We start from the raw sequence: 22,562 nt of genomic DNA on the forward strand, positions 1-22,562 counted from the left end.
TTTGCCCCAAGAAAGCGCAGGTAGAGAAATGGCACCTCCCAAGCAGTACTTGGGAGGTGCCCGAAAAAACACACTACATTCGGGGGTGACCCACTAGTCCTGGCGATAGTGGGCAAAGAAGTCGGCAAGGTCGCCCATGGCCTCGCGCAGGACTTCCATACGCGGCAGGTAGACGATGCGGAAGTGGTCGGGCTCCGGCCAGTTGAACCCACCGCCGCGCGTGATGAGGATGCGCTTCTCGTGCAGCAGGTCAAGGGCGAACTGCTCGTCATCGGTGATGTTGAACTTCTTCACGTCGATCTTGGGGAAGATGTAGAACGCGGCCTTGGGCTTGACGGCCGTAATGCCGTCGATGGCGTTGAGCGCCTCGTAGACGAAGTTGCGCTGCTCATAGACGCGACCGCCCGGCTCAACGTAGCGCTCCACGCTCTGGTAGCCGCCAAGCGCCGTCTGCACGACCGACTGGGCGGGCACGTTGGAGCACAGGCGCATGTTGGAGAGCATGTTGATGCCGTAGACGAAGTCGCGCATGCAGCGCCGGTTGCCCGAGAGGACCATCCAGCCGATGCGGTAGCCCGCGATCATGTGGGACTTGGAGAGGCCGGAGAACGTGACGCACGGGAGGTCGGGCGCGAGCGCGGCAATGGAGACGTGCTCGTGGCCGTCCATGCACAGGCGGTCGTAGATCTCGTCGGAGAAGATCATGAGCTGGTGGCGTCGGGCGATCTCCACGATCTGCTCGAGCACCTCGCGCGGGTAGACCGCGCCCGTGGGGTTGTTGGGGTTGATGATGACGATCGCCTTGGTGTTGCTCGTGACCTTGGACTCGATGTCCTGGAGGTCGGGGTTCCACTCGGCCTGCTCGTCGCAGAGGTAGTGCACCGGGGTGCCGCCGGCGAGCGTGGCGCACGCGGTCCAGAGCGGGTAGTCGGGGCTCGGGATGAGAATCTCGTCCCCGGTGTCCAGGAGGGCGTTCATGCAGAGCTGGATGAGCTCGGAGACGCCGTTGCCCGTGTAGATGCCGTCCATGCTCACGTTGGGCAGGTGCTTGAGCTGCGCGTACTGCATGATCGCCTTGCGCGCCGAGAAGAGCCCCCGCGAGTCAGAGTACCCCTCGCAGTCGGGGAGCTGCTGACGCATGTCGTGCACGACCTCGTCGGGAGTCCGGAAGCCGAAGGGGGCGGGGTTGCCGATGTTCAGCTTGAGGATGCGAAGGCCCTCGTCCTCCATGCGGGCGGCCTCGTCGGCCACGGGACCGCGGACGTCATAGAGGACGTTCTCGAGCTTTGAGGACTTCTTGAACTCTCGCATGGAGGCGCTCCTTTTGGTGGTGGGGATGGGTGCGGGCTGGAAGGCGGTCTCAGGCCGCGCGGCAGCTCGTGCCGCACCGGGAGCCCCCTCCCCCGTGGCGAGCCAGGACGCGTCGACGCCCAGGAGGTCGGCAAGGAGCGCGCAGGTGTCCGCACGCGGCTCGACCTTGCCGCTCGCATACTGGCTGACCTGGCTCTTTCCGAGTTTGTCACCGCGCTCGGAGGCAAGGCGGATGAGGTCCGCCTGCTTGAGGGAGCGCTCCGACATGGCGGTGCGCAGCCGGTCGGCAAAGGTCTCCCGGGACATCGTCCCTCCTCTGAGTTCAATTTATGTCTGACTCGGGTCCCTATATTGAACTACTTGTTTCAAGAAAGTTCAATAAGAAACTTCTGATCACACATGAATTGAACTTCAGGGCTGACAGGAGGTCTCGGCCCGGGGTCGGCGGCGGGCACGCTACGCGACCCTCGCGGCACGCATGCGCAGGCGCACGTAGTCGGCGTACCAGGCGCCGTCCCGCAGCAGATTCGAATCCGCGCGCAGATCGTCCACCGCGGCGGCGATCAGCTCGTCCGCAAGCCCCGCACCCATGGCCCCCGCACTCGAAGACGAACTGGCCGCCCATGCGCAGCGCCGCCGCCACGCACGCGAGCGCCGACGGCTGGAGCCGCGCGTCGATCCAGTGGAGCATCGCGTTAGAAAACACCACGTCAACGAGCACGTCCAGCGAGAAGGAGGTGGCGTCGCCCACGCAGAAGCGCAGCTCGGGATGGCGCTCCCGCGCCAGCGCGACCATCTCGGGGGAGGCGTCCATGCCGGAAGCGTCGAGCCCGCGCGCCGCAAGCTCCGCCGTGAGCGTCCCGTTGCCACACCCCAGGTCCAGGCACTTCTCGCCGGGGCGTACGTCGATGAGGTCGATCACGCCGGCCCCGTAGGCCGGAACGAAGGAGAAGCCTCTCTCGTAGCCCTCGGCGTCCCAGCTGATGTTCATGGAGGCCCCCGGGTTCTTCTCGCCATTCACGCAGATCCAAGTATGGCACGACCCGACGCGGTCGCGAGGCCGAGCACGCAATCGAATCCCGCAGGCAGGAAAGACGCGCGGGCCGGAGACGGACGAGAAGAGCGCAACCAGAAGACGAACCTCGCCGCTGAGTGAACGATGTGCCATCATCGTAGCAGCAAGAGAGGAGTCCCCATGCCACGAGAGACCAAGCAGGCCAAGGTCGAGCGCGCCGTTGAGGTGTGCCGACGCCTCGACGAGAAGTACGGGCCCGTCGAGTGCTTTCTCGACCACGCCAGCCCGTTTCGCCTGACCATCGCCGTGCTGCTCTCCGCACAGACCACGGACGCGCAGGTCAACAAGGTGACGCCGGCGCTCTTCGAGCGCTTCCCCACCCCCGAGGCGATGGCCTCCGCCACGCCCGAGGAGGTGGCCGAGCACATCCATAGCCTCGGCTTCTACAAGTCCAAGGCACGTCACTGCGTGGAGTGCGCACAGATGATCGTCTCCGAGTTCGGCGGCGAGGTGCCGCACACGATGGACGAGCTCACGCGCCTGCCCGGGGTCGGCCGCAAGACGGCCAACATCGTGATGAACGTGGGCTTTGGCATCGTGGAGGGCATCGCGGTGGACACGCACGTCAACCGCATCGCGCACCGCCTTGCGCTCTCGCCCAAGACGCACGAGAAGGAGCCGCTCAAGACCGAGCAGGACCTGCTGAGGCTGCTGCCGCGCGAGCTCTGGGGGCCGGTCAACCACCAGTGGATCAAGCACGGGCGCGACACCTGCACCGCTCGCGGGCCCAAGTGCGACGGCTGCGTCCTCGAGGACATCTGCCCAAGCGCCCACCGCTGCTAGCCCGCGCGCGATCGCGGCCCGCCGCGCCCGGGCAAACGCCAAGTCTGTAAATTGGGGACTGTCCCCAATTTACAGATAACGGCCGGTGATGCTGTCGGGACAGGACGCGACCTCCTCGGGAGTGCCGGCGCAGACGATGCGCCCGCCCTCCTGGCCTCCGCCGGGACCCATGTCAATCACGTAGTCGGCGTTGCGGATGACGTCGAGGTCGTGCTCGATCACGATAACCGTGGCGCCAGCCTCCACGAGCCGCTGGAACACCGCGAGCAGCGTCCGCACGTCAAGCGGGTGCAGGCCGATCGTCGGCTCGTCAAAGACGAAGACGGCGTCGTCCTGCGCGCGCCCCATCTCGCTCGCGAGCTTGAGGCGCTGCGCCTCGCCGCCGGAGAGCGCCGGCGTGGCCTCGCCGAGCGTGAGGTAGCCCAGCCCCAAATCGTGCAGCACCTGAAGTCTTCCGGCGACACGTCGCAGGTCAGAGCAGGCGTCGAATGCCTCGTCCACGGAGAGCGCCATGAGCTGCGGAAGCGTGAGGCCAGCGCCTGCCGGCTCTCCCTTGCGCGGACGGCGGACCGCGTCCGCGGCAGCGGCGTAGCGCGAGCCGCGGCAGTCCGGGCAGGGGATGTCCACGTCCGGCAGGAACTGCACGTCGAGCGAGACCTCGCCCGTACCGTCGCAGGTGGGGCAGCGCAGCCGCCCGGTATTGTACGAGAAGTCCCCGGCCCTGTAGCCGGCGGCGCGGGCCTCGTCAGTGCGGGCGTAGGCACGGCGCAGCTCGTCATGGACGCCGGCGTAGGTGGCCACGGTAGAGCGCACGTTAACGCCGATCGGCGTGGCGTCGATGAGGCTGGCGCGCCGCACCCCCTCCGCGTCCACCCAGCGCACGTGCGCGGGCAGGGGCTCACCGGCCGCGGAGGCGACGAGCGCCGGGACGAGGGTCTCCAGCACGAGCGTGGTCTTGCCCGACCCCGAGACCCCCGTCACCGCCACGAGCCTGCCGCGGGGGAGCCTCACGCTGAGCGGGCGCACGGTGTGGAGCGCGCCCGTCTCCATCGAGATCGTGCCGAGGTCGAACATCTCATCGGCTGCCGCGCGTGGCCGGGCCCCCACGTCCTTCTCGCCCGTGAGGAAGCGCCCGATCCGGGAGGCCGGATCCGCCGCCACCTCCGCGACCGTCCCCTGGCAGATCACGTGGCCACCGTCCGAGCCCGCGCCGGGACCAAGCTCGATGAGGTGGTCCGCCTCGGCGAGGATCCGCGCGTCGTGGTCCACCATCACCACGGAGTTGCCGTCCGCCAGAAGGTCGCGCATGACGCCGAGAAGCCCGTCGACGTTGGCGGGGTGAAGCCCGATGGAGGGCTCGTCGAGCACGTAGAGCACGCCCGTCGTGCGGTTGCGCACCGCGCGGGCCAGCTGCACGCGCTGCCGCTCTCCCGTGGAGAGCGTCGACGCGGCGCGGTCGAGCGAGAGGTAGCCAAGGCCGAGGTCCAGCAGGCGGCGCGCGGTGTGCTGGAACGACTCGCAGATGCTTTGCGCCATGGGGCGAAGCTCCTCCGGAAGCCCCGCGGGCACGGAGGCGACCCATGCCACCAGCTCGCCAAGCGTCATCGCGGTGGCGTCGGCAAGGCCGATCCCCGCCACGCGCGGCGCGCGCGCCGCCTCGGAGAGGCGCGTGCCGCCGCAATCCGGGCACGCCCCCTCGGTGAGGAAGCGGCTCACGCGCCTGAGGCCCTTCTCGTCCTTGACCTTGGCGAGCGCGTTCTCCACGGTGTAGATCGCGTTGTAGTAGGTGAAGTCCAGCTCGGCGAAGTCATCGCCCTTCTTGGACCGGTAGAGGATGTGCCGCTTCTCCGCCGGCCCGTGGAAGACGATGTCGCGCTCCTCGGGCGTGAGCTCGCAGAACGGCACGTTGGTGCGCACGCCCATGGCGCCGCAGACCTGCTTCATGAGGTCCCACATGAGGCTGCCCCAGGGCAGCACCGCGCCGTCCTCGATGGAGATGGACTCGTCCGGCACGAGCGATGCCTCGTTCACCGTGCGCACCACGCCCGTCCCCTCGCAGGCGGGGCATGCGCCGCCGCTGTTGAACGCCAGGTCCTCGGCGCCGGGGCCGAAGAACGTCTCGCCGCAGGCGGGGCAGCTGATGGGCTGGTCCGTGGCAACCGCCGTGGAGGGCGGGGCGTACGCGCCGCAGCGCGGGCAGCGGTGGCTCGCAACGCGCGAGAAGAGCAGGCGCAGGCTGTTGAGCAGCTCGGACATGGTGCCGAAGGTGCTGCGAACGCCCGGCACCGCGGGACGCTGGTGCAGCGCGAGCGCCGCCGGGACGTGGCGGACCTCGTCCACGGCGGCATGGGCGGCCTGCGTCATGCGCCTGCGCGTATAGGTTGAGAGCGACTCGAGGTAGCGGCGGCTCCCCTCGGCGTAGAGCACCCCCAGCGCGAGCGAGCTCTTGCCGGAGCCGGAGACGCCCGCCACGCCCACGAGCTCGTTCAGGGGAACGTCCACGTCGACGTTCCTGAGGTTGTGCACGCGGGCGCCACGGACCTCGATGCGGTCGGGTGCCGGCACGCCGCCGCGGGCGGGCATGCTAGACCAGCTTTCCCTTGCAGTGGTCGACCATGTGCTGGATCATCTGGGCGGTCCAGCCGACGTAGTCGCGGCGACGGGGCCTGAGCGCGCCGTCGACCAGCTCGTCGAAGGACACCTTGATCTTGGCGAACCGCGTCACGCGCACGGGCTCCTCGTGCGTGAGGCAGCTCTCCTCGACCTTGGCCCCGCCCAGGGCCATGAGAATCTTGGGGTTGTACATGACGTGGGCGTTTCCGTCATCGTCCTGATAGGCGATCACGGCCTTGGTCACGCCAATCTGGTTGGCGGCGAGGCAGACCGCGTCATCGATGGAGGCGAGCGTGTCGACGAGGTCCTGCGCCACGGGGGCGTCCTCTGCGGTGGCGGGCTCGCACGGCGTGGAGAGGACGGCCTCGTCCTGCACCAGGTCCTTAATCATGGGCATCCTTTCAGTCCCGACTATCGTGCAGAGAACAGTATACCGGGCCTCTGGCGCGACCGACGAAGGCGATGGGGCGGCTCGCGCGAAAACGAGCGGCCCGCTTCGTCGACGCCGCCTTGCCAGGGCCTTACGCCTCCCTGTCCCGCGGCGCGCGTGAGACGCGTGCCGTCGCTGGGCAGATTGCGCAGCGCGGCGCACCGCGTCACACTGGGGCAGACCGCACAAGCCAAGCGTCTCGAGAGGGCCGACAGAATGCTCAACATCGTGCTCGTTGCTCCGGAGATCCCGGCGAACACCGGAAACATCGGCCGAACCTGCGTGGTCACGGGATCGAGGCTCCATCTCGTGGAACCGCTTGGGTTCTCCCTCGACGAGAGGCCGCTGCGCCGGGCGGGGCTCGGGTACTGGGAGAGCCTCGACGTCACCCGCTACCGGGACTGGGGCGACTTCGTCGAGCGAAACGCGATCGCGGTCAACGACGAGCGTCTCCACCTGCTCACGAAGAAGGCGCGTCACACCTACGCCGAGGCCCGCTACCATGACGGCGACTACCTCGTCTTCGGCTGCGAGAGCGCAGGGCTTCCGGAGAGCCTGCTCGCGGCGAACGCGAGGCGCTGCGAGCGCATCCCGATGCTGCCCGACGCGGCCTCGCTCGAGAACGCCGACCGCTGGCGCGCGCGGGACGAGCGGGGCGAGAAGGACGGGCACGCCGACCTTCTCGCCCAGGACGTCTGCGGCAACTTCGTGAATCCCGACGACTATCGCATCAGCGCGCTCAACCTCTCGAACGCAGCCGCGATCGTGCTGTACGAGGCGCTTCGCCAGGAGGGGTTCCCCGGCATGTAGGCCGCTCAGGCGCCCACCGTCGCCGGGTTCCTCGGAAGGTCGGGGGGCAGCGTCGGGACCTCGGCGCCCGCAAGGATGAGATACTCGTCGATGGAGTGCCGCAGCTCGTCGAGGGACTCGCGGTCCGCCGTCGCCGACGAGCCGTCGAGCGGGATGAACTCGCTCGGGAGATGGCTGCCGAGCTGATCGCAGAGACGCGTGTAGCGAAGCGCGACCTCCCGGGCCCACGGGTCATCCGGCGAGACCCCGGCGGCCATGAGGCCGAGCGCCGCGACGATGAGGTCCTGCCACCGGGCGATCTCCGCCCGCTCGGCCCCGGCCTGCAGGGGCGCGTCCTCGTGCATCGAGTGACGGAGCACCGGGGGGTTGGCCCCGGACTCGTCGATGAGCCCCGCGATCCCCTCCCAGTCCGGGGACTCGCCGTCACCCACCTGCTTCCTCAGGGCGCGCAGGGCGGCCATGCGGTGCATGAGACGAACGAGGTCGCGGCCGAGAAGCTCCACCTGGCGGTCGATGAGCTCGGTGAGCTCCCCGCCCTCCAGCTTGTGCGCGAGCACCTTGCGGATGTCCGAGAGCGAGTTGCCCAGGAACTTGAGGACGAGGATTCTCTGCAGCTCCCGCTCGTCCTCCTTCGAGTAGAGACGCCTGTTCTGCGGCCCCTTCGCAGAGGGGGCGAGCAGCTTCTGCTGGTCATAGAACTGCACGGTCCGCACCGTCACTCCCGCGCGGCGCGCGAACTCACCAACGGTCCAGTACTCCGACATGCCGAATCATCTCCTCGGCTAGCTTGCTCAACGATGCGTAACACGTACCCAATTTGTTATTTCTCAGACGAGTCTTTTTTCAAAAGTGATGGATTTGTGATAAGTCAAGTGACATTTCATCAGACGCCGACGCGCGGCTGGGATCCCGTGAGCCGCCAAAAGGCCCTCGGGATACAACAGGCAAAACGTTTTCGAGCGCACGACGGGCGGGGCACCGACGGCAACAGGGATGTGATGCGTTTCATGCGCGGCCTCAATTCTCGAAAGGTGCCCTTCGACGCGTTGCTCGTGCTCCACGACTACGCTACGAGACGACGCAAGGTAGTTGTCAATCGATAGGAACGTGACCGTCGACCATGCCCCAGCCGAGCGAGAGCGTCTGCGCGCGAATCGACACGCATGACGTATCATTGAGCCGTTAAGCTGCTTCGAGGAGGTCCCATGGACATCGTGTCCATCGTGCTCGGCGTCACAGCCCTCGCCACCGCGTTCACGCCGTTCATCTGGCTCCAGGTGGTGGGCGGCTTCGCAGGCATCGCCGGCATCGTGCTCGCCCGCAAGGCCAAGAAGGCCGACTACCGCAAGAGCCTCACCACCGCCATCGGCATGCTCTGCTCGATCACGGGGACGCTGCTGTGCTTCCTGGCACCCGTGCTCTCGCTCCTGAGCAACATCGCCCTCTTCTTCATGACTCGATAGCCCGCGAGTCGGGAACGGGGGCCCAGGCCCGCAGACCACATAGTCTTCAAAATTGTTTGTATACTCACTATTTGCATCGCAACGATCAATCGGGAGTGACCATGGCGCCTGACACGATCCACCATCTGCTCCTTGTGGCGTTCGGGTGCTCCAACCACGCCATGGTCTCGCGCACGCGAGGCTTTGGCCTCATGCCCGGCCAGCCCAAGGTGCTCGAGTTCGTTGCCAAGAACGAGGGGTGCCTCCAGCGTGACATCGCCCGCGCGTGCGCGATGGACCGCGCCACGGTCACCGGGGTACTCGCGCGCATGGAGGGCGCAGGGCTCATCGAGCGGCATCCGAGGGAGGGAGACCGGCGGGCGCTCGAGGTGCGCCTCACTGATGATGGTCGAATCGCCGCGGGGCGCGTCGCACGCTGCGGCTCCGAGGTCGACGAGCTGGCGTGCGCGGGCATGACCAGCGACGAGCGAGAGGCGCTCCGCGCACTGCTCGCGCGCGTCATCGCCAACTTTGAGAGAGAGGGAGAGCGACGAGCATGAGTGAGCTGACCGTCAAGTCCGATGCGTCCCGCGCGGAAGTGGGGAGGGTCGTCCTTCGCTGTCTCTGCTTCACGGCTGGCCTGCTCGTCAATTCGTTCGGCGTGGCCCTCATCACCAAGGCGGCGCTCGGGACCTCCCCCATCTCGAGCATCCCCTACGTGCTCGACCTTCGTTTTGCGCCAACGTTCGGCCAGTTCACCTTCGTGCTCAACATGGCCTACATCGCAGCCCAGGCGGCCCTGCTGCGCCGCGACTTCAGGCCAGTCCAGCTGCTGCAGGTCGTGGCGAACGTAATCTTCAGCGCTTTCATCGACGTGAGCATGGGGCTGCTGTGGTGGCTCAGCCCGCAGGGCATTCCCGCCGAGGTCGCCTCTCTCGCGCTCGGCTGCGCCGTCCTTGCCTTCGGCATCTCCGTCGAGGTGGCGCCAAACGTGATCGTGGTTCCTGGGGAGGGCATCGTGCGCGCGATCTCCTCCACGCTGGGCAGGCCCTTCGGAACCTGCAAGCTTTGCTTTGACATCACGCTCGTGCTCATCGCGTGCGGGCTGTCATTCGCCTTCTTCGGGGGTCTCAACGGCCTAGGGGTGGGCACCATCGCTTCCGCGCTCGCCGTGGGGCCCATCGTAAACGCCATCGACCGGCGCGTGCCGCTCATCTCCGCCATCCGCTCTCTCTAGCAGCGGCGACAGGCCGCGCGGCAGGAGAGTCGGTCGCCCCGTGAGCGCCGGGCGCGCACCCACGCTGCCAGGATGGCGGGTCGGCACCTCGCCTCCCCGTTCCGCGCCGCGACAACCCTGCGCGCCCGTTCGGGCGCCCTATGGCCTCGGCGCGCGCTACCAGATGCCCAGCACGTGCTGCATGCCCAGGCTCACGACGGCAATGGCCACCCAGCAGGCAAGGCCCATGACGATCGGCTTGCCGCCCGTACGCACGAGCCTGACGATGTTGGTGTTGAAGCCTATGGCGGCCATAGCCATGATGATGAGGAACTTGGAGAGCTCCTTGATCGGCGCAGTGATGGCCGCGGGAAGCGAGAAGACCGTGGTCACAACGCTTGCCAGCACGAAGAACACAATAAAGAACGGGAATATCCTCTTGAGGTCGAACGTGCCGGCGGCCGTGGCCGAGCCCTCTCCCGCCGCAGTGGCGCGCCTGGCCTGATGAACCTGCCAGAACGCGAGCGCCAGCGTGATGGGGATGATGGCCAGCGTGCGCGTGAGCTTCACGATCGTTGCCGAGTCGAGCGTGTTGGCGCCTGGGTGCATGCCGTCCCACGCCGCAGCGGCGGCCGTGACGGAGGAGGTGTCGTTCACCGCCGTGCCCGCAAAGAGCCCGAAGCCCTCGTTGGTAAGGCCGAGCACGCCTCCGAGCGTGGGGAACACGAGCGCGGCTATCACGTTGAAGAGGAAGATAACACTGATGGCCTGGGCGATCTCCTCGTCATCCGCGTCGATTACGGGCGCGGTGGCCGCGATGGCCGAGCCTCCGCAGATGGAGGAGCCCACGCCGATGAGCGTTGAGATCTTCCCTGGGATGTTGAGCGCGCGGCAGAGCAGGAAGGACACCGCGAGCGAGGTGGCGATCGTGGAGACGATGATCGGCAGCGAGGTGGCGCCCACCTGAGCGATCTGCGAGAGGTTGAGCCCAAAGCCAAGGAGGATCACGGCCCACTGGAGCACCTTCTTGGACGTGAACCTCACGCCGGCCTGAAGCGGCTCGCCCTTCTCGGCAGGCACCAGCAGGGCAAGCACCATGCCAATGAGGATGGCGAAGACCGGGCCTCCCACGACCTCGAACCTCCTGCCAAGAAGCCACGCCGGCACAGCGACGACCAGCGCAAACAGCACGCCCTTCCACAGCCTACCAAAGTCCTTGATGAGTTCCACCCGTCTGCCCCTCTCGCCTCGGTCTTATCTGAGAAGAGCCTACTACCGGCGGTTATAATGAAATATATGGCATTGCTTATAGTCTCATAAGTATTTATCGATAAGGACGGGCATGCTCGACTATCGCACGCACACGTTCCTGGCCGTCTGCCGAGCGGGGAGCCTCACGCGCGCCGCCGCGGAGCTCCACGTCACCCAACCCGCGGTCTCTCAGCACATACGCCAGCTCGAGCGACACTACGGGCAGCCCCTCCTCGTCAAGTCAGGCCGCGGGGTGGAGCCCACCCCTGCCGGAAGGCTTCTCTACCAGGCACTTGACGCGATGGAGGCCGACGAGGGACGCCTGCGATCGGAGCTCGCCGCTCTGGGGGAGGAAGGGTGCTCGCGACCTCCGCTGCGCCTGGGCTGCACGCGCACCGTGGCGGACTTCGTGGCGCCGCGGCTCCTTGCCAGCCACCTCTGCCGCCACCCCGACGAGCGACTTCTCATGCGCACCGGCAACACGGCGGAGCTCGTGACCCTGCTCGATCGTGGAGAGATAGACTTTGCCCTGGTCGAGGGGTCGTTTGACCGATCGTCATTTGAGAGCGAGACGTTCTCGCGCGAGTCGTTCGTGGCGGTGGCCGCGGGGGGCATGGGGCCCATGAGCACTGCCGACCTGCTCGGGATGCGGCTGGTCCTGCGCGAGGAGGGGTCGGGGACGCGCGAGATCCTCGAGCGCCACCTCGCGGCGCGAGACCTTGCCGTCGGGGACTTCGCCGGGGTCATCGAGCTCGCGAGCATCCCGGCGATCAAGGCGTGCGTGGCGGCGGGGGCCGGAGTGAGCTTCCTCTATCGCGTGGCCGTGGAGGATGAGCTGGGCGCTGGCACGCTGACCGACGTCACTCCGACGGACTTTGCCGTGGAGCACGACTTCTCCCTCATCTGGCAGCGCGGCAGCCAGTACGGCCGACGCTGGCGCGCCCTGCTGCGAGAGTGGCGCCCCTGACAAGACGAATCAGCCTCCCATCTCCGGGACGTCGCTATCCGGTCCAGGAGATGGGAGGCTGTTCAAAAGTGCCTGTCCCTTTTGAACGGTCTACCCGCGGCGGCGCAGGAGGATGCCGGTCGCCAAGGCGGACGCGCCAGCGAGGGCCGGGACGAGCGCAGCGAGAGACCCCGCGTCGCCTGCGGCGGGAAGAGCGGATTCGTCCTTTACGGGGTCGCTCTTCTTGGGTTCGTCCTTCTCGGGCTCGTCGGGGGTCACGAAGCTGGGGTCCTTCTCGCCGCACGCCGCGCAGGCGCCGTCGACGAAGTCGTGCCCAGTCGCCGCGATCTCGCGAGACTCGGTCGCCCCGCAGGATGCGCACGTGCGCCCCTCAACGCCAGGCTCCGTGCAGGTGGCGGGCGTCACGACCTCCCACTCGCCCCAGCTATGACCAAGCGCGCTGCCAGCCGAGAACGTGTCAGTCCCCGCCGCGCCACACTCGCAGGAAAGGTAATAGGCTGCCGGATTGGTGCAGGTGGCCATGCTCGCAAGGTACGCGTCATCCTCAACACGCTCGGTGAACGCATGGACGTGCGGAGCGCTGTGGAAGAACTTGCTGGCTATCTCCAGCGTCGCGCTCTGCGACAGCGGAGAATCGGCCATCTTGCTTGCGTTCTCCTCAGAGCTCCCCTCCCAGACGTCGACGAGTCCACCCTTGGGATCGATCGTGATGGAGTCATCCGGGGCAAATGCAGCATAGGGGGAGCTCACCGTGACATCCGAAGCTCCGCTTATGGTGATGTCTCCGTTCACATACATCGCATTATGCCCCGACGAGGTTGCCACAACCTTGCTGTCCTCGATTACGACATCGCCTACCATCGTGTGCACGGCAATCCCTGAAGCAGCGCTTACCGTCACCTGGCTGTTGTTCTTGATGGTGATAGTTCCCTCGCTGGGAATCAGGTCGTTGCCTGCCAGGATTCCGAAGTTGTACGTATCGTCCGCAGTCGCTTCGACGATGGAGTTGTCGATGGTGATGTCGTGGTCGGAGAGGATCATGCTGTTGGCATACTGCCCCTCGGCATCGACCCATGCGTGAACTTCAGAATCGACGATGGAGACGCCCCCGTTGCCGATCACAGGATGCGTATCGGCTCCCGTGCCGGTAACCTCCGCGACGGTCCCATCGGTGATCAGCAGCTGGCCGCCTGCCTGGATCCCAACGCCGATAAAGGGACTTCTCCTATCGACGTCGACGTCCAGGTCCACCCCTGAAATGGTGACGTTGCGCGAGGCATTGGCGCTGCCGATGCCGTAGTACACCGCGTCGACGGTCAGCGCGCCGCCTGTTATGACGAGGTCACCCGCGCCATTGGCGTAAATGCCACTCGTGACGGAGGTGATGACGTTCTTACCCACGAGCTTGACGTTCAGGTCGCCGTTGAACAGGATGGCACCCTTTGTGTTGTCGCCCTGGTTCTCCTGATAGTCGATTATCGCGTTGTTCAGCGTGAGCGTATTGCTTGCGGGGTCGTAGGACACCGTGCCATCGCCCAGCACGTCACCCGCGTTATCGTCGCTCACCTGCGTGCCGGCGACCCAAACGTCGTAGGTCTGCGCGGGGTCGGGCTCGGGGAGCGCCTGCTCGACCGCCTCGGCAATCAGCTGGTGGCCGAGCGCGTTGGGGTGGAAGTCGAGGTTGAAGTCTTTTATGGCCGTGAAATGGGCGTTGCAGGGATCGTCAGTCGACGCGGCAAAGGCTTCGTACACGTCCACCACTATGACGCCCTGAGTCTGCGCGACTCCCGCGAGCGTCGTGTTCAGGGCCCGCACGCCCGTATCGAACGTCTGGACGATGCCTGCGGCCGCCTCCCCCTCGATGTGCCCGTAGGGGTTGTACTGGTTGGCGATGATGCACGTCACGTCGGGGTTCATGACCTTGATCTGCTCGAGCGCGCTCGACAGGTTGGTGCTCAGGGTTTTCAGCGCGTCCTCTGCGTGGGACGAGCTTGGGAAACCGCTGAGGCTATTCATAAGAGTCAGAAGCACAAGCGGATCCTTGATGGTCCCGTTCACGAGACCGTCGCGAATCTGGTCCGCCGTCATCGACACGCCCGGCGCATCCGCCAGGTACTCGTAGAGCGCGTTCATGAGGTCGTTGCCACCAACGGTGATGGTGATGACGTCAGCGTCCTGAACTGCGGCGATCACCTCGGATTTATTCAGCGTCTCAAGCAGGTCCTCAGACGTCACCCCGTCGTTCGAGGAGAAGTCGGTGAGCACATACCCCGTATCCCGTTCCAGCATCTCGGGAAACGAGAGCTCACCTCCCTCCAAGCCGTAGCCCGCCGAGATGCTGTCTCCCAGCGCGACGTAGGAGCCTGTTCCCGCCGCCGAGGCGCTTGCGGGCACCATGCCGCAGCAAAGCAGCAGCATGCAGAGCAGCCCGATGATTCGTCTTATCACGATACAACCCCCTTGAACTTGACCGTGTTCGGTCAATAGGACACCTCGAGCCATTGTCGAGGAGATTGGGCGCCGGCACATCACTCATCCGCTGGGGCAGAACGGGTGATGCCCCTGTCGGCCTGTCAAAGACCGCCATGTAAAGGCCCCCCCATCTCCGGGACGTTGCTTTCCAGTCCAGGAGATGGGAGGCTGTTCAAAAGTGCCTGTCCCTTTTGAACTAATAATCCCTGCGGAAACTATGACAGCATGAACCTGCCTAGGTCCTGACGTCGCGTGATGCCGAGCTTCTGGAGCGAGGACGAGATATAGGTCTTCACCGTGTTCGACGAGATTCCCATGTGCTGGGCGATCTCCTGGTTGGTCCAGCCGCGCGCGGCGAGCATCGAGGCGGAGAACTCCGTGGTGGTGAGGTTGTCCGCCACGTCATGCCCCGTCGCGGGGTTGTGCACGCGCCGCCAGCCCGAGGAGAATCGGTACGTGATGTCGATGATGCGGCGGAAGTCGTCCGGCCATCCGGGCTTGATCACCGCCTCCAGCATGCCCCCGAGCAGCCCGTGATGCTCCCCAAAGCCCTCGATGAGGTCGTCCGGCCGGGCGATCTCCCATGCCGAGAGCAGGTGCGTGCGCGCCTCTTCCGCACGCCGCAGGCTCACGAGGTCCATGACGGCAATGAGGTGCAGGTAGATGGCTGGGATCGGATAGACCTCCTCCATGCCCATGAGGGCCGTCTCCGCGATGCCGAGGCTGCGAGCGTAGTCCCCTGCAAGGTAGACGGCATGCGCCTGCACGTAGAACGCGAAGGCGCGAAGCCCCGCCGGCAGGAGCGGCACCACGTCCCCCGCGTCCGGTGAGCCCTCCGGCGCGGGCAGGTGCAGAAGCGTGCTCGCAGCCTGCGCGATGAAGCCCTCCGCGGCACGGAGCTTGGGGTCGTCGACCGACGCGCGCGCCAGCGCGCCCCGAGCCGCGTCCAGCGCGCGGCGCGCGTGGTCGATGCGCCCCAGCGGCAGGTTGGCATAGGCGCAGATGAGGCAGGCGGACAGGCGGGTATCGAGATCCTCGCTCCCGAGGCGCGCCCCCGCCAGCGCCACGGCCTCGTCCGCATGGCCGCTGAAGTAGGCATACTCGGCCCGGGCGATGTCCCCGCGCGGACCCGACCCGAGCGACTCCACGAACTCCCAGCAGCGCCCCGGGACGAACGCGGCATTCATGAGCGGCATGAGACCGGCGTGATCTCCGGGCCTGCGACGAGGACGCCTTGGTCCGGAGGGGGACTCGGGCGCGCGTCGCGGGTCCTCGGGCTTACGCGTGCTCGCGGGAATGCCCCACGAACGGCCAAACTTGACCGCACCATCAATGCGCCCCTCGGCGCACAGCCGCTGCACCAGGCGCTCGGTCACGTTCCAGCGCCGGGCCGCCTCACCCACGGTCATGTACTCCACGAATGCCCCCCGTGCCGCCCGCGGGGCGGCGCCGTCGTATGCTCACCACCCAAACATACCACGGTGCGAGGGGCGGGGGTACTTCTATTCGCGCACGCGAACAGTTTGGTGGGAGGGGCCATGGCCGATAACCCGCGGCGGAACGCCGTGCGCAAGGGCACGCCACCATGCGACGGGCCTCCCCGGTGGCGAGAGCCATGGGGAGGCCCGTCTCGCGGAGCGCTGAGGGTCGTTCGCTACTTGCACTCCTCCAGAATCTCGTACACCTCGTCGGCGTCCAGAACGCGCGGGCAGGTGGGGATGATGATCGTGGAGTCGGCCACGGCGCGCAGTATCTCGTCAACGCCCTCGCCCTCGATGCCCATATCGGAGAGCTTCGCGGGCAGGCCGATCTCGGCGATGAAGGCCTCGAGCGCATCGATGCCCGCGGCGGCGAGCTCCTCCGTCGTGCGTCCGTCGGCGTCGATACCCCAGACCGCAGCCGCGAAGCGCGCGAACTTCTCGGGCACCCCGGACATCATGTGGCGGTACATCGTGGGGTGGATGACGGCGAGGCCGAAGCCGTGGTTGCAGTCCGTGTAGGCGCCGAGCTGGTGCTCGATCATGTGCGCCTGGAACGCCGTCTGCTTGCCGATCTTGAGGATGCCGTTCTCGGCCATGGCGCTCGCCCAGAAGAGCTCGCTGCGCGGGGCGAGGTCCTCGGGAGCGGCGATCATCTTGCGCGTGTTGTCGATGATGCAGCGCATGTTGGCCTCGGCGATGAGGTCGGAGAGGTTGTTGTCGTGCGGCGCGCCGAAGTAGGTCTCCATGCTGTGGCTGAGCATATCGGAGGCGCCGGAGAGCGCTTGCTTCATGGGCGTGGGTGGGCGACAGGGCATGAATCGCCGCGCGCATCTCATCCCTGCAGCAGGCGAGAAGGACGCTCAGGGCCCGGCGGCACAGAAGCGGAGGGCGACTTTTTTTCATCGGCCCTTACGCCGGCCTTTTCGTCACGCACGCTCGACTCCCGCCCCACCGCTCGGCGACGTCACTTGTCCCGAGCCCGCGAGCTCGCCTCGGCCCACGAGGAGTAGGAGCCGTCGCCGCGGTGGTCGGGGGTGCCGTAGCGCTCGGCGAGCAACGCGCCCACCGCGGTGCTGACCTTACGGGCGCCGGAGGCGTTGAGGTGGTCGCCCGCGTCGTAGCTGTCCTTCGCCCAGTCAACCCCCACGCGGTCCTCGCCCACGTTGAGGTCGATGTAGTCCAGCCCCAGCTCCGAGGCGACCCGCTCCACGCCGTTGTGCCTCGCCATGTTCCAGTTCTTCGTGCTCGGCGTGCTCAGCAGCACCAGGCGCGCCCCGGCGCGCTCGCACATCCTCTCGATCTCCTCGAGATAGAGGCGGTTGAGGAGGGGCATCTCGGCCACCTCGTCGCTCGGGGCCATGTACCCCGAGGCATCGGCGGCGCGTGTCCCCCGCTTCGCCACGAAGCCCTTGCCCTCATCCGTCCACGTGGCGCGCACGGGAGCGATAAAGTCCTCCACGGTCAGGCTCTTCCATCGGTCGTGGTACTCGACCGCCGGAAGCACGTCCTTGCCCACGCGCAGGATCGCCTCCCCCACCGTGAAGGGGCGAAAGAGGCAGTTGGTCTCCAGCACCACGACCCGCGGGCTCTGCTTCCTGAGCGCGAGCGCGAGCAGGGAACGCGTGTAGATGAGCTTCTGCCCGTTCGTGCCGAGGGAATACGACGTGATGCCCCGCTCGTCCCAGAGCTGCAGCGGGGACACCGACGTGAAGATCTCGGAGTCGCCCATGAGGAGCACGTCAATGCTGCCCGCCGGCTCGCCGGCGATGCCATGGACGCGCTCGTCGCGCTGACCGAACGCGGCCTGGTTGTTCTTGGGCGTAAGCACGTACGAGACCGCCGCGAGAACCGCGACGGTCGCCGCCGCGGAGAGCGCGACCCTCAGCAGCCCCGACAGCACGCGCGTCATGCGCTTCATCATGAGACCCCAATCGACAAGGCCGCCCCGGCGACCCTAGAACGACGCGTACATGGGGTCCACCGGGACGTAGCCCGCCCCATAGGCCCCAAAGACCACCGTGGTCACGATCAGCGCGCAGCACACCGCCCAGCGAGCGACCGCCCCGCGACGCCAGACGGCCTCGAGCGGACACGCGCCGCGCTCCCGCAGCACCCCGACGACGAGCAGCGCGACCACGAACGCCCCCGTCACGACAAAGTCTGCCGCGTCCATCCCCGCGGAGAGGGCCGTGCCGTCCACGAGGGAGGACGCCCTGAAGCCGAGGGTCGCGCGCACGAGCAGCCCCAGGCCCTCGACGGCGCTCGAAGAGCGGAACAGCAGCTCGCCGGCAACCACCACCAGCAGCGTCCTGACATGCTGGAACGCGTGCCAGAGGGCGCCGTCGCGCGCGACGCCCATCCGGGCGCAGACGGCCTCCGAGGCGGGCGCGAGAAGGCCCCCCGCCCAGATGAGAACGAAGTAGTACAGGCCGAAGAGCAGGTACTGCGTGCCAGCGCCGTGCCAGAGGCCGTTCCCCAGCCACACGCACAGCAGCGCCACCCCGCTCGCAGCCGCCGGTCCGACGCGGTTGCCGAGCCCCCTGCGCGCGGACGAGGTGAGCCGCTTGACGGGGCCGCTCAGGGACACGGGGTAGAACACATAGTCCCTGAACCACGCGCCGAGCGTGATATGCCAGCGCTGCCAGAACTCCGAGGCGGTGCGTGAGAAGAACGGCTGGCGGAAGTTCTCGGGCAGGCTCACCCCGAAGACGCGCCCCATCCCGCACGCGACGTCCATCGTGCCCGAGAAGTCGCAGTAGAGCTGCAGGGTGTAGAGCGCCGCCGCGAGCGCGACCATGCCCCCGTCATAGGAGCCGGGGTCTCCGAAGACCGTCTGGACGAACAGGTTGAGGCGGTTGGCCACCACCATGCGTTTGGTCACGCCCCAGAGCATGCGTGCGCCGCCCGAGAAGAGGCCCTGCGCCGTGACGGGCTCGCCGGCCCAGAGGGCCGACGCCGTCTGGTCGTAGCGGCAGATGGGACCCTCCATGATCTGAGGGAAGAACGCGAGGTAGAGTGCGAGCCGAGCCAGGTTGCGGTCCGCGCGGGAGCTCCCCCGGTAGACGTCCGCCACATAGGAGACGGCCTGCAGCGTATAGAACGAGATGCCGATGGGAAGCCCGATCGAGGGGGCCGGAGGAAGCGCGCAGCCCAGCGGCGCCAGAAGCTCGCAGACAAACCCCGCGTACTTGAGCACGCCGAGGATGCCCAGATTGACCCCCACTCCAACCACGAGAGCGAGGCGCATCCGACGCCCCCAGAGGCGACGGGCGCGACGGCGGTCGACCCCCTGTCGCGCGAGGTCCGCCGCCCGGCGGCTCGCCAGGGCGTCGAGCGCGAGGCCCGCCGCCCAGATCGAGACCGTCGAGGCGATCACGAAGACCACGAGGGGGCCGCTCAGCACCCAGAAGAAGGCGTAGCTCGCCGCCAGGAGCACCGCCCAGCGCGCCCGTCTCGGCGCGAGCTGATAGCAGACGACCGTCGCGGGTAGGAAGGCGAGCAGGAACGCCGCCGAGAAGTACGAGGTCATGTCCGACCCCCGAGCGCTAGAGGCCCTGCTCGCGCAGCCGTCGCACGAGCGCCCAGATGCCCTCGAGCGAGTTGAAGTTCTCGGGCACGATCTCCACGGCGGGAACGACGACGTCGAAGGCGTCCTCGAGCTCAGCGATCAGCGAGATGATGGTCAGCGAGTCAAGCTCGCGACCGTCCACGAGGTCGGTGCGCCCGCGCCAGTCGACGCCCGGCTTGAGCTCGTCGAGAATGTCCAGAATGGTGTCCATGCGTACTCCTCTCTCCCCCGGGCCTCCGGCCCGGGCTCATCTTGCTCGGTCGCGCGAGGCTCCTCAGCGCGCTCTTGTTGACGGGGTGTTGAGCGGGTCGGTGCGAAGCCCCTCGCGAACGAGCTCTAGGGCTCCATCCGCGCCGACGAGCGCCACCCGCGGGAGGTCGCGGCTCAGGAAGAGCGCGATGCCCTCGGTCGCGCAGTAGGCTCCGGCGCGGGAGAAGGCGAGCAGCGACCCCTCCCCGAGCCCGGCGAGCGGAAGCCGCTTGACCAGGATGTCATTCGTCGTGCAGAGGGACCCGCACACGTTCCAGGGAAGCTCCTCGGGGCCTTCGGGCGGCGCGGCCCCCAACAGCCTCACCGGCGGACGGCGCATGGCCATGGACTGCCCGTAGTACACGAGCTGGTGCATGCCCCCGTCGACGATGGCGTAGCGCTGGCCGGCGACCTCCTTGGCGTCCACCACGCGCGTGAGGTAGGTCCCGCACGAGGCCACGAGGCTGCGCCCCAGCTCGATGGTCACGCGAGCGGCGCGGGACAGCCCGCCGACCGCCTCGGCGAGGCCGTCAAGCAGCGCGTCCTCGTCCGTCTCGTCACCCTCGAAGTACGCCACGGGCAGGCCCGGGCCATACTCTATCTCCGCCACCTCCCAGCCGCACGAGTCGCGCAGCCCGCGGGCAAGATCGCCGAGACGCCCCACCTCCCTGCGCAGCCGCCTGACCGAGTCCTTCTGAGTTCCCGAGAAGAACTGAACGCCCCGCAGATCGAGGTGTCGGTCGCCCATGGCCTCGCGCGCGGCGCGCTCGAGGTCGGCACGATCGAGGCCGAACTGGTTTCCGCTCGAGAGTCGCAGCAGAACGGGCACGCGCAGGCCGCGCGACCGCGCGACGCGCCGAACGAGGGCGAGCTGCGCGAGGGACTCCACCGTGACGATCGACGGCGCCCCGGAGGCGCCCGCGTCCTCGACGGTCGACTCGTCCTTGTTGACCCCCGAGAGGACGATCTTCTCGCCAGGCACGCCGAGCGCCCGGCAGATGCGGTGCTCCCCGGGCGAGCACGCCTCGAGACGGTCCACGAGCGGCTCGAGCGCGGCGAGTACGAAGGTGTTCGCCTTCACGGCGTAGCAGAGGCCGACGCCGGGAGGCAGGGCGGAGCGCAGCCGCTTTGCGCGGGCGGCCAGCTCTCGCGTGTCGAACACGTAGAGGGGCGTTCCGTAGTCGCCCGCCACGCGCAGGAGCTCCTCGTCACTCAACATGATCGCCCCCTCCTTTCCGTGCGCCGCGAACGCGCTCGAGGTACCCCCCGAGCAGCGCGGCGCGATCGACCTTCCCGTTGCGCGTCAGGGGCATCGAGCCCACCCGCTCGATGACCGCCGGCACCGCCGGGCCCGGGACGAGGTCCGCCACGGCAGACCTGAGCCCGGCGGGATCTGCCGCCCCCTCGAAGAAGGCGCAGATGCGGCGGCGGGGCGCGTCGTACGCGCAGCGACAGCGCTCGACGCCCGGCTGCGCCTCCAGCGCCGCGTCGACCTCCTCGAGCTCGATGCGATGGCCCTGGAGCTTGACCTGGCTGTCCACGCGACCGCAGAAGTAGAGCTCGCCGCCCGCCCCCAGCCGCGCAAGGTCGCCGGTGCGATACATCGTCTCGGGCAGCGCGGCGAACAGCGGGTTCTGCACGAAGGACCGCGCGGTGCGCTCGGGGTCGGCGTAGTAGCCACGCGCCAGGGCCGATCCCCCCACGCAGATCTCCCCGACCGAGCCCTCCCGCGTCACCGGCGACTCCCCGTCGAGGAGCAGCACGCGCCTCCCCGGGAGGGGATCGCCGAGCGGAAGGCCCCCGTCGTATGCGCGCCCGCGCTCAACCACGTGGTAGAGGCAGTTGCAGGTGACCTCCGTGGGGCCGTAGAGGTTCACGAACGTGGCCCGGGGCAGCCGCTCCATCCAGCGTCGCAGGTGCTCTGCCGGCATGACCTCCCCGCTGAACATCACCAGTCGCACGCGGGGGAGCCGCACGCCGTCCAGCGCGCGCAGGCCGCTCACCAGGCACAGCGCCGCCACGGCCCACACGAGCACCGTGACCCCGCGCTCCTCGAGCTCCGCAACGAGCCGCGCGGGTGCCGAGAAGAGCCTGCGCGGCAGCAGCGCCACCGTGGCGCCTGCGGCGAGCGCGCCGTAGACGTCCTTGACCGAAACGTCGAAGTCGAGCGGCGCCTGGCTCCCGAGCACGTCGTCGGGACGCAGCCCGAAGGTGTCCACGAAGGTCGAGACGAACTCGAGTATGGCCGCATGGCTCACGGCGACGCCCTTGGGCTCGCCCGTGGACCCCGAGGTGAAGAGCACGTAGGCGACGTCGGACGGGGCGATCCCCCGGGCGAGGCGGGCGAGCTCCCCCTCCGCGACGGGCGTCTGCCCCAGGGCGTCGACCGTGAGGACCGTCAGGTCGGCAAAGAGGCGCCTTGCCTCGGGGAGGCCGCGCTCGTCCGTCAGCACGACGGGCCGCCCGAGGCGCGCGGCACAGCGCGACGCCCTGCCCCTTGGCGCGCCCGGGTCGACGGGAACGTAGAAGCCTCCGGTCATGAGCACGCCGAAGAAGGCGGCGAGTGCCCCGACCCCCTTCTCCATGCATACGATTGCCGGCCGGCCGCCGACGCCATGGGCGAGAAGCCCGCTCGCGATCCTCTGGCCCCGCTCGAAGAGCCAGCCATATTCGTACGACCCGCCCTCGTCCGTCACCGCCACGCGAGCGGGGTGCTCGAGCGCTCCCCGCTCGAGGAAGGCGAGCGCGGTGTGGGCGTACCTCGCCCGACGCGCCGGCCTCACGGGCGACGTAACGCCCACGGGCCTCGAAACGGCATCCCCCATCGCTTCCCCCTATCTTTCGCCTGACCAACCAAAGGCTAGCGGGCCACCCTAAGGGGGGCCTGAGGAGGG

Annotated in this window: 20 protein-coding genes; 6 read left to right on the forward strand and 14 right to left on the reverse strand. The window is 67.8% G+C overall.

The window, feature by feature from the left end; translation table 11 throughout:
• Window positions 1-93: 93 nt before the first annotated feature.
• Entirely contained in the window at window positions 94-1,617 is a 1,524-nt protein-coding gene (locus BQ7391_RS00710) for an aminotransferase class I/II-fold pyridoxal phosphate-dependent enzyme (RefSeq protein ID WP_075278860.1), read from the reverse strand.
• A 40-nt stretch (window positions 1,618-1,657) separates the two neighbouring features.
• Window positions 1,658-2,332: a class I SAM-dependent methyltransferase gene (locus BQ7391_RS00715; protein WP_200799553.1), complete on the reverse strand. Its 675-nt coding sequence runs from the start codon at window positions 2,330-2,332 to the stop codon at window positions 1,658-1,660.
• 174 nt (window positions 2,333-2,506) lie between these two features.
• Between BQ7391_RS00715 and nth the strand changes: the two genes are divergently transcribed.
• A complete protein-coding gene (nth, locus tag BQ7391_RS00720; RefSeq protein ID WP_075278862.1) occupies window positions 2,507-3,169 on the forward strand; it encodes an endonuclease III in 663 nt (220 codons plus the stop codon).
• A 69-nt stretch (window positions 3,170-3,238) separates the two neighbouring features.
• Here nth and BQ7391_RS00725 read toward each other — a convergent pair whose 3' ends face one another.
• Window positions 3,239-5,752, reverse strand: a complete 2,514-nt coding sequence (locus BQ7391_RS00725) for an excinuclease ABC subunit UvrA (RefSeq protein ID WP_075278863.1) — start codon at window positions 5,750-5,752, stop codon at window positions 3,239-3,241.
• A 1-nt stretch (window position 5,753) separates the two neighbouring features.
• The gene (locus tag BQ7391_RS00730; RefSeq protein ID WP_075278864.1) at window positions 5,754-6,173 is read right to left on the reverse strand and encodes a peptide deformylase; all 420 of its coding nucleotides are present in this window, start codon (window positions 6,171-6,173) and stop codon (window positions 5,754-5,756) included.
• A 255-nt stretch (window positions 6,174-6,428) separates the two neighbouring features.
• Between BQ7391_RS00730 and BQ7391_RS00735 the strand changes: the two genes are divergently transcribed.
• Window positions 6,429-7,022: a tRNA (cytidine(34)-2'-O)-methyltransferase gene (locus BQ7391_RS00735; RefSeq protein WP_075278865.1), complete on the forward strand. Its 594-nt coding sequence runs from the start codon at window positions 6,429-6,431 to the stop codon at window positions 7,020-7,022.
• Window positions 7,023-7,027: 5 nt separating this feature from the next.
• On the opposite strand, the gene BQ7391_RS00740 is transcribed toward BQ7391_RS00735, so the two are convergent.
• Window positions 7,028-7,786, reverse strand: coding sequence for a MerR family transcriptional regulator (locus BQ7391_RS00740; RefSeq protein WP_075278866.1), 759 nt, complete (start codon window positions 7,784-7,786; stop codon window positions 7,028-7,030).
• Window positions 7,787-8,227: 441 nt separating this feature from the next.
• Here BQ7391_RS00740 and BQ7391_RS00745 point away from each other — a divergent pair, with 441 nt between their 5' ends.
• The 3 genes from BQ7391_RS00745 (at window position 8,228) to BQ7391_RS00755 (ending at window position 9,701) form a co-directional block, all read left to right on the forward strand.
• On the forward strand, window positions 8,228-8,485 hold the full coding sequence (locus BQ7391_RS00745; protein ID WP_075278867.1) for a hypothetical protein: 258 nt from the start codon (window positions 8,228-8,230) through the stop codon (window positions 8,483-8,485).
• A 101-nt stretch (window positions 8,486-8,586) separates the two neighbouring features.
• Window positions 8,587-9,024 (forward strand): MarR family winged helix-turn-helix transcriptional regulator, encoded by a 438-nt coding sequence (locus BQ7391_RS00750; protein ID WP_075278868.1) that lies wholly within the window; start codon window positions 8,587-8,589, stop codon window positions 9,022-9,024.
• On the forward strand, window positions 9,021-9,701 hold the full coding sequence (locus tag BQ7391_RS00755; protein ID WP_075278869.1) for a YczE/YyaS/YitT family protein: 681 nt from the start codon (window positions 9,021-9,023) through the stop codon (window positions 9,699-9,701). Before BQ7391_RS00750 ends, BQ7391_RS00755 begins: the two co-directional genes overlap by 4 nt.
• Window positions 9,702-9,857: 156 nt before the next feature.
• On the opposite strand, the gene BQ7391_RS00760 is transcribed toward BQ7391_RS00755, so the two are convergent.
• On the reverse strand, window positions 9,858-10,910 hold the full coding sequence (locus tag BQ7391_RS00760; RefSeq protein WP_075278870.1) for a YeiH family protein: 1,053 nt from the start codon (window positions 10,908-10,910) through the stop codon (window positions 9,858-9,860).
• A gap of 112 nt (window positions 10,911-11,022) precedes the next feature.
• On the opposite strand from BQ7391_RS00760, the gene BQ7391_RS00765 reads away from it, so the two are divergent.
• The gene (locus BQ7391_RS00765) at window positions 11,023-11,898 is read left to right on the forward strand and encodes a LysR family transcriptional regulator (RefSeq protein ID WP_075278871.1); all 876 of its coding nucleotides are present in this window, start codon (window positions 11,023-11,025) and stop codon (window positions 11,896-11,898) included.
• A gap of 90 nt (window positions 11,899-11,988) precedes the next feature.
• Here BQ7391_RS00765 and BQ7391_RS00770 read toward each other — a convergent pair whose 3' ends face one another.
• The 8 genes from BQ7391_RS00770 to BQ7391_RS00805 all read right to left on the reverse strand — a co-directional run bounded on the left by BQ7391_RS00770 (window position 11,989) and on the right by BQ7391_RS00805 (window position 22,493).
• Window positions 11,989-14,346 carry a GDSL-type esterase/lipase family protein gene (locus BQ7391_RS00770; protein ID WP_075278872.1) on the reverse strand — a complete coding sequence of 786 codons (2,358 nt, stop codon included), beginning with the start codon at window positions 14,344-14,346 and terminating at the stop codon, window positions 11,989-11,991.
• Between the two features lie 239 nt (window positions 14,347-14,585).
• Window positions 14,586-15,779, reverse strand: a complete 1,194-nt coding sequence (locus BQ7391_RS00775) for a LuxR C-terminal-related transcriptional regulator (RefSeq protein WP_235858681.1) — start codon at window positions 15,777-15,779, stop codon at window positions 14,586-14,588.
• A 245-nt stretch (window positions 15,780-16,024) separates the two neighbouring features.
• Window positions 16,025-16,666: a dehydroquinate synthase/iron-containing alcohol dehydrogenase family protein gene (locus BQ7391_RS00780; RefSeq protein ID WP_200799554.1), complete on the reverse strand. Its 642-nt coding sequence runs from the start codon at window positions 16,664-16,666 to the stop codon at window positions 16,025-16,027.
• Between the two features lie 149 nt (window positions 16,667-16,815).
• Window positions 16,816-17,772, reverse strand: a complete 957-nt coding sequence (locus BQ7391_RS00785; protein ID WP_075278874.1) for an SGNH/GDSL hydrolase family protein — start codon at window positions 17,770-17,772, stop codon at window positions 16,816-16,818.
• A gap of 33 nt (window positions 17,773-17,805) precedes the next feature.
• Window positions 17,806-19,380 carry an MBOAT family O-acyltransferase gene (locus BQ7391_RS00790; protein WP_075278875.1) on the reverse strand — a complete coding sequence of 525 codons (1,575 nt, stop codon included), beginning with the start codon at window positions 19,378-19,380 and terminating at the stop codon, window positions 17,806-17,808.
• Window positions 19,381-19,396: 16 nt separating this feature from the next.
• The gene (locus tag BQ7391_RS00795; protein WP_075278876.1) at window positions 19,397-19,630 is read right to left on the reverse strand and encodes a phosphopantetheine-binding protein; all 234 of its coding nucleotides are present in this window, start codon (window positions 19,628-19,630) and stop codon (window positions 19,397-19,399) included.
• Between the two features lie 63 nt (window positions 19,631-19,693).
• The gene (locus tag BQ7391_RS00800; RefSeq protein ID WP_075278877.1) at window positions 19,694-20,887 is read right to left on the reverse strand and encodes a diaminopimelate decarboxylase family protein; all 1,194 of its coding nucleotides are present in this window, start codon (window positions 20,885-20,887) and stop codon (window positions 19,694-19,696) included.
• Window positions 20,877-22,493, reverse strand: a complete 1,617-nt coding sequence (locus BQ7391_RS00805; protein WP_083662023.1) for an amino acid adenylation domain-containing protein — start codon at window positions 22,491-22,493, stop codon at window positions 20,877-20,879. The genes BQ7391_RS00800 and BQ7391_RS00805 overlap by 11 nt, the downstream gene beginning before the upstream one ends.
• Window positions 22,494-22,562: the final 69 nt, after the last annotated feature.

It is taken from the genome of Thermophilibacter provencensis (assembly GCF_900128445.1).
GTDB classification, from domain to species: Bacteria; Actinomycetota; Coriobacteriia; order Coriobacteriales; family Atopobiaceae; genus Thermophilibacter; species Thermophilibacter provencensis.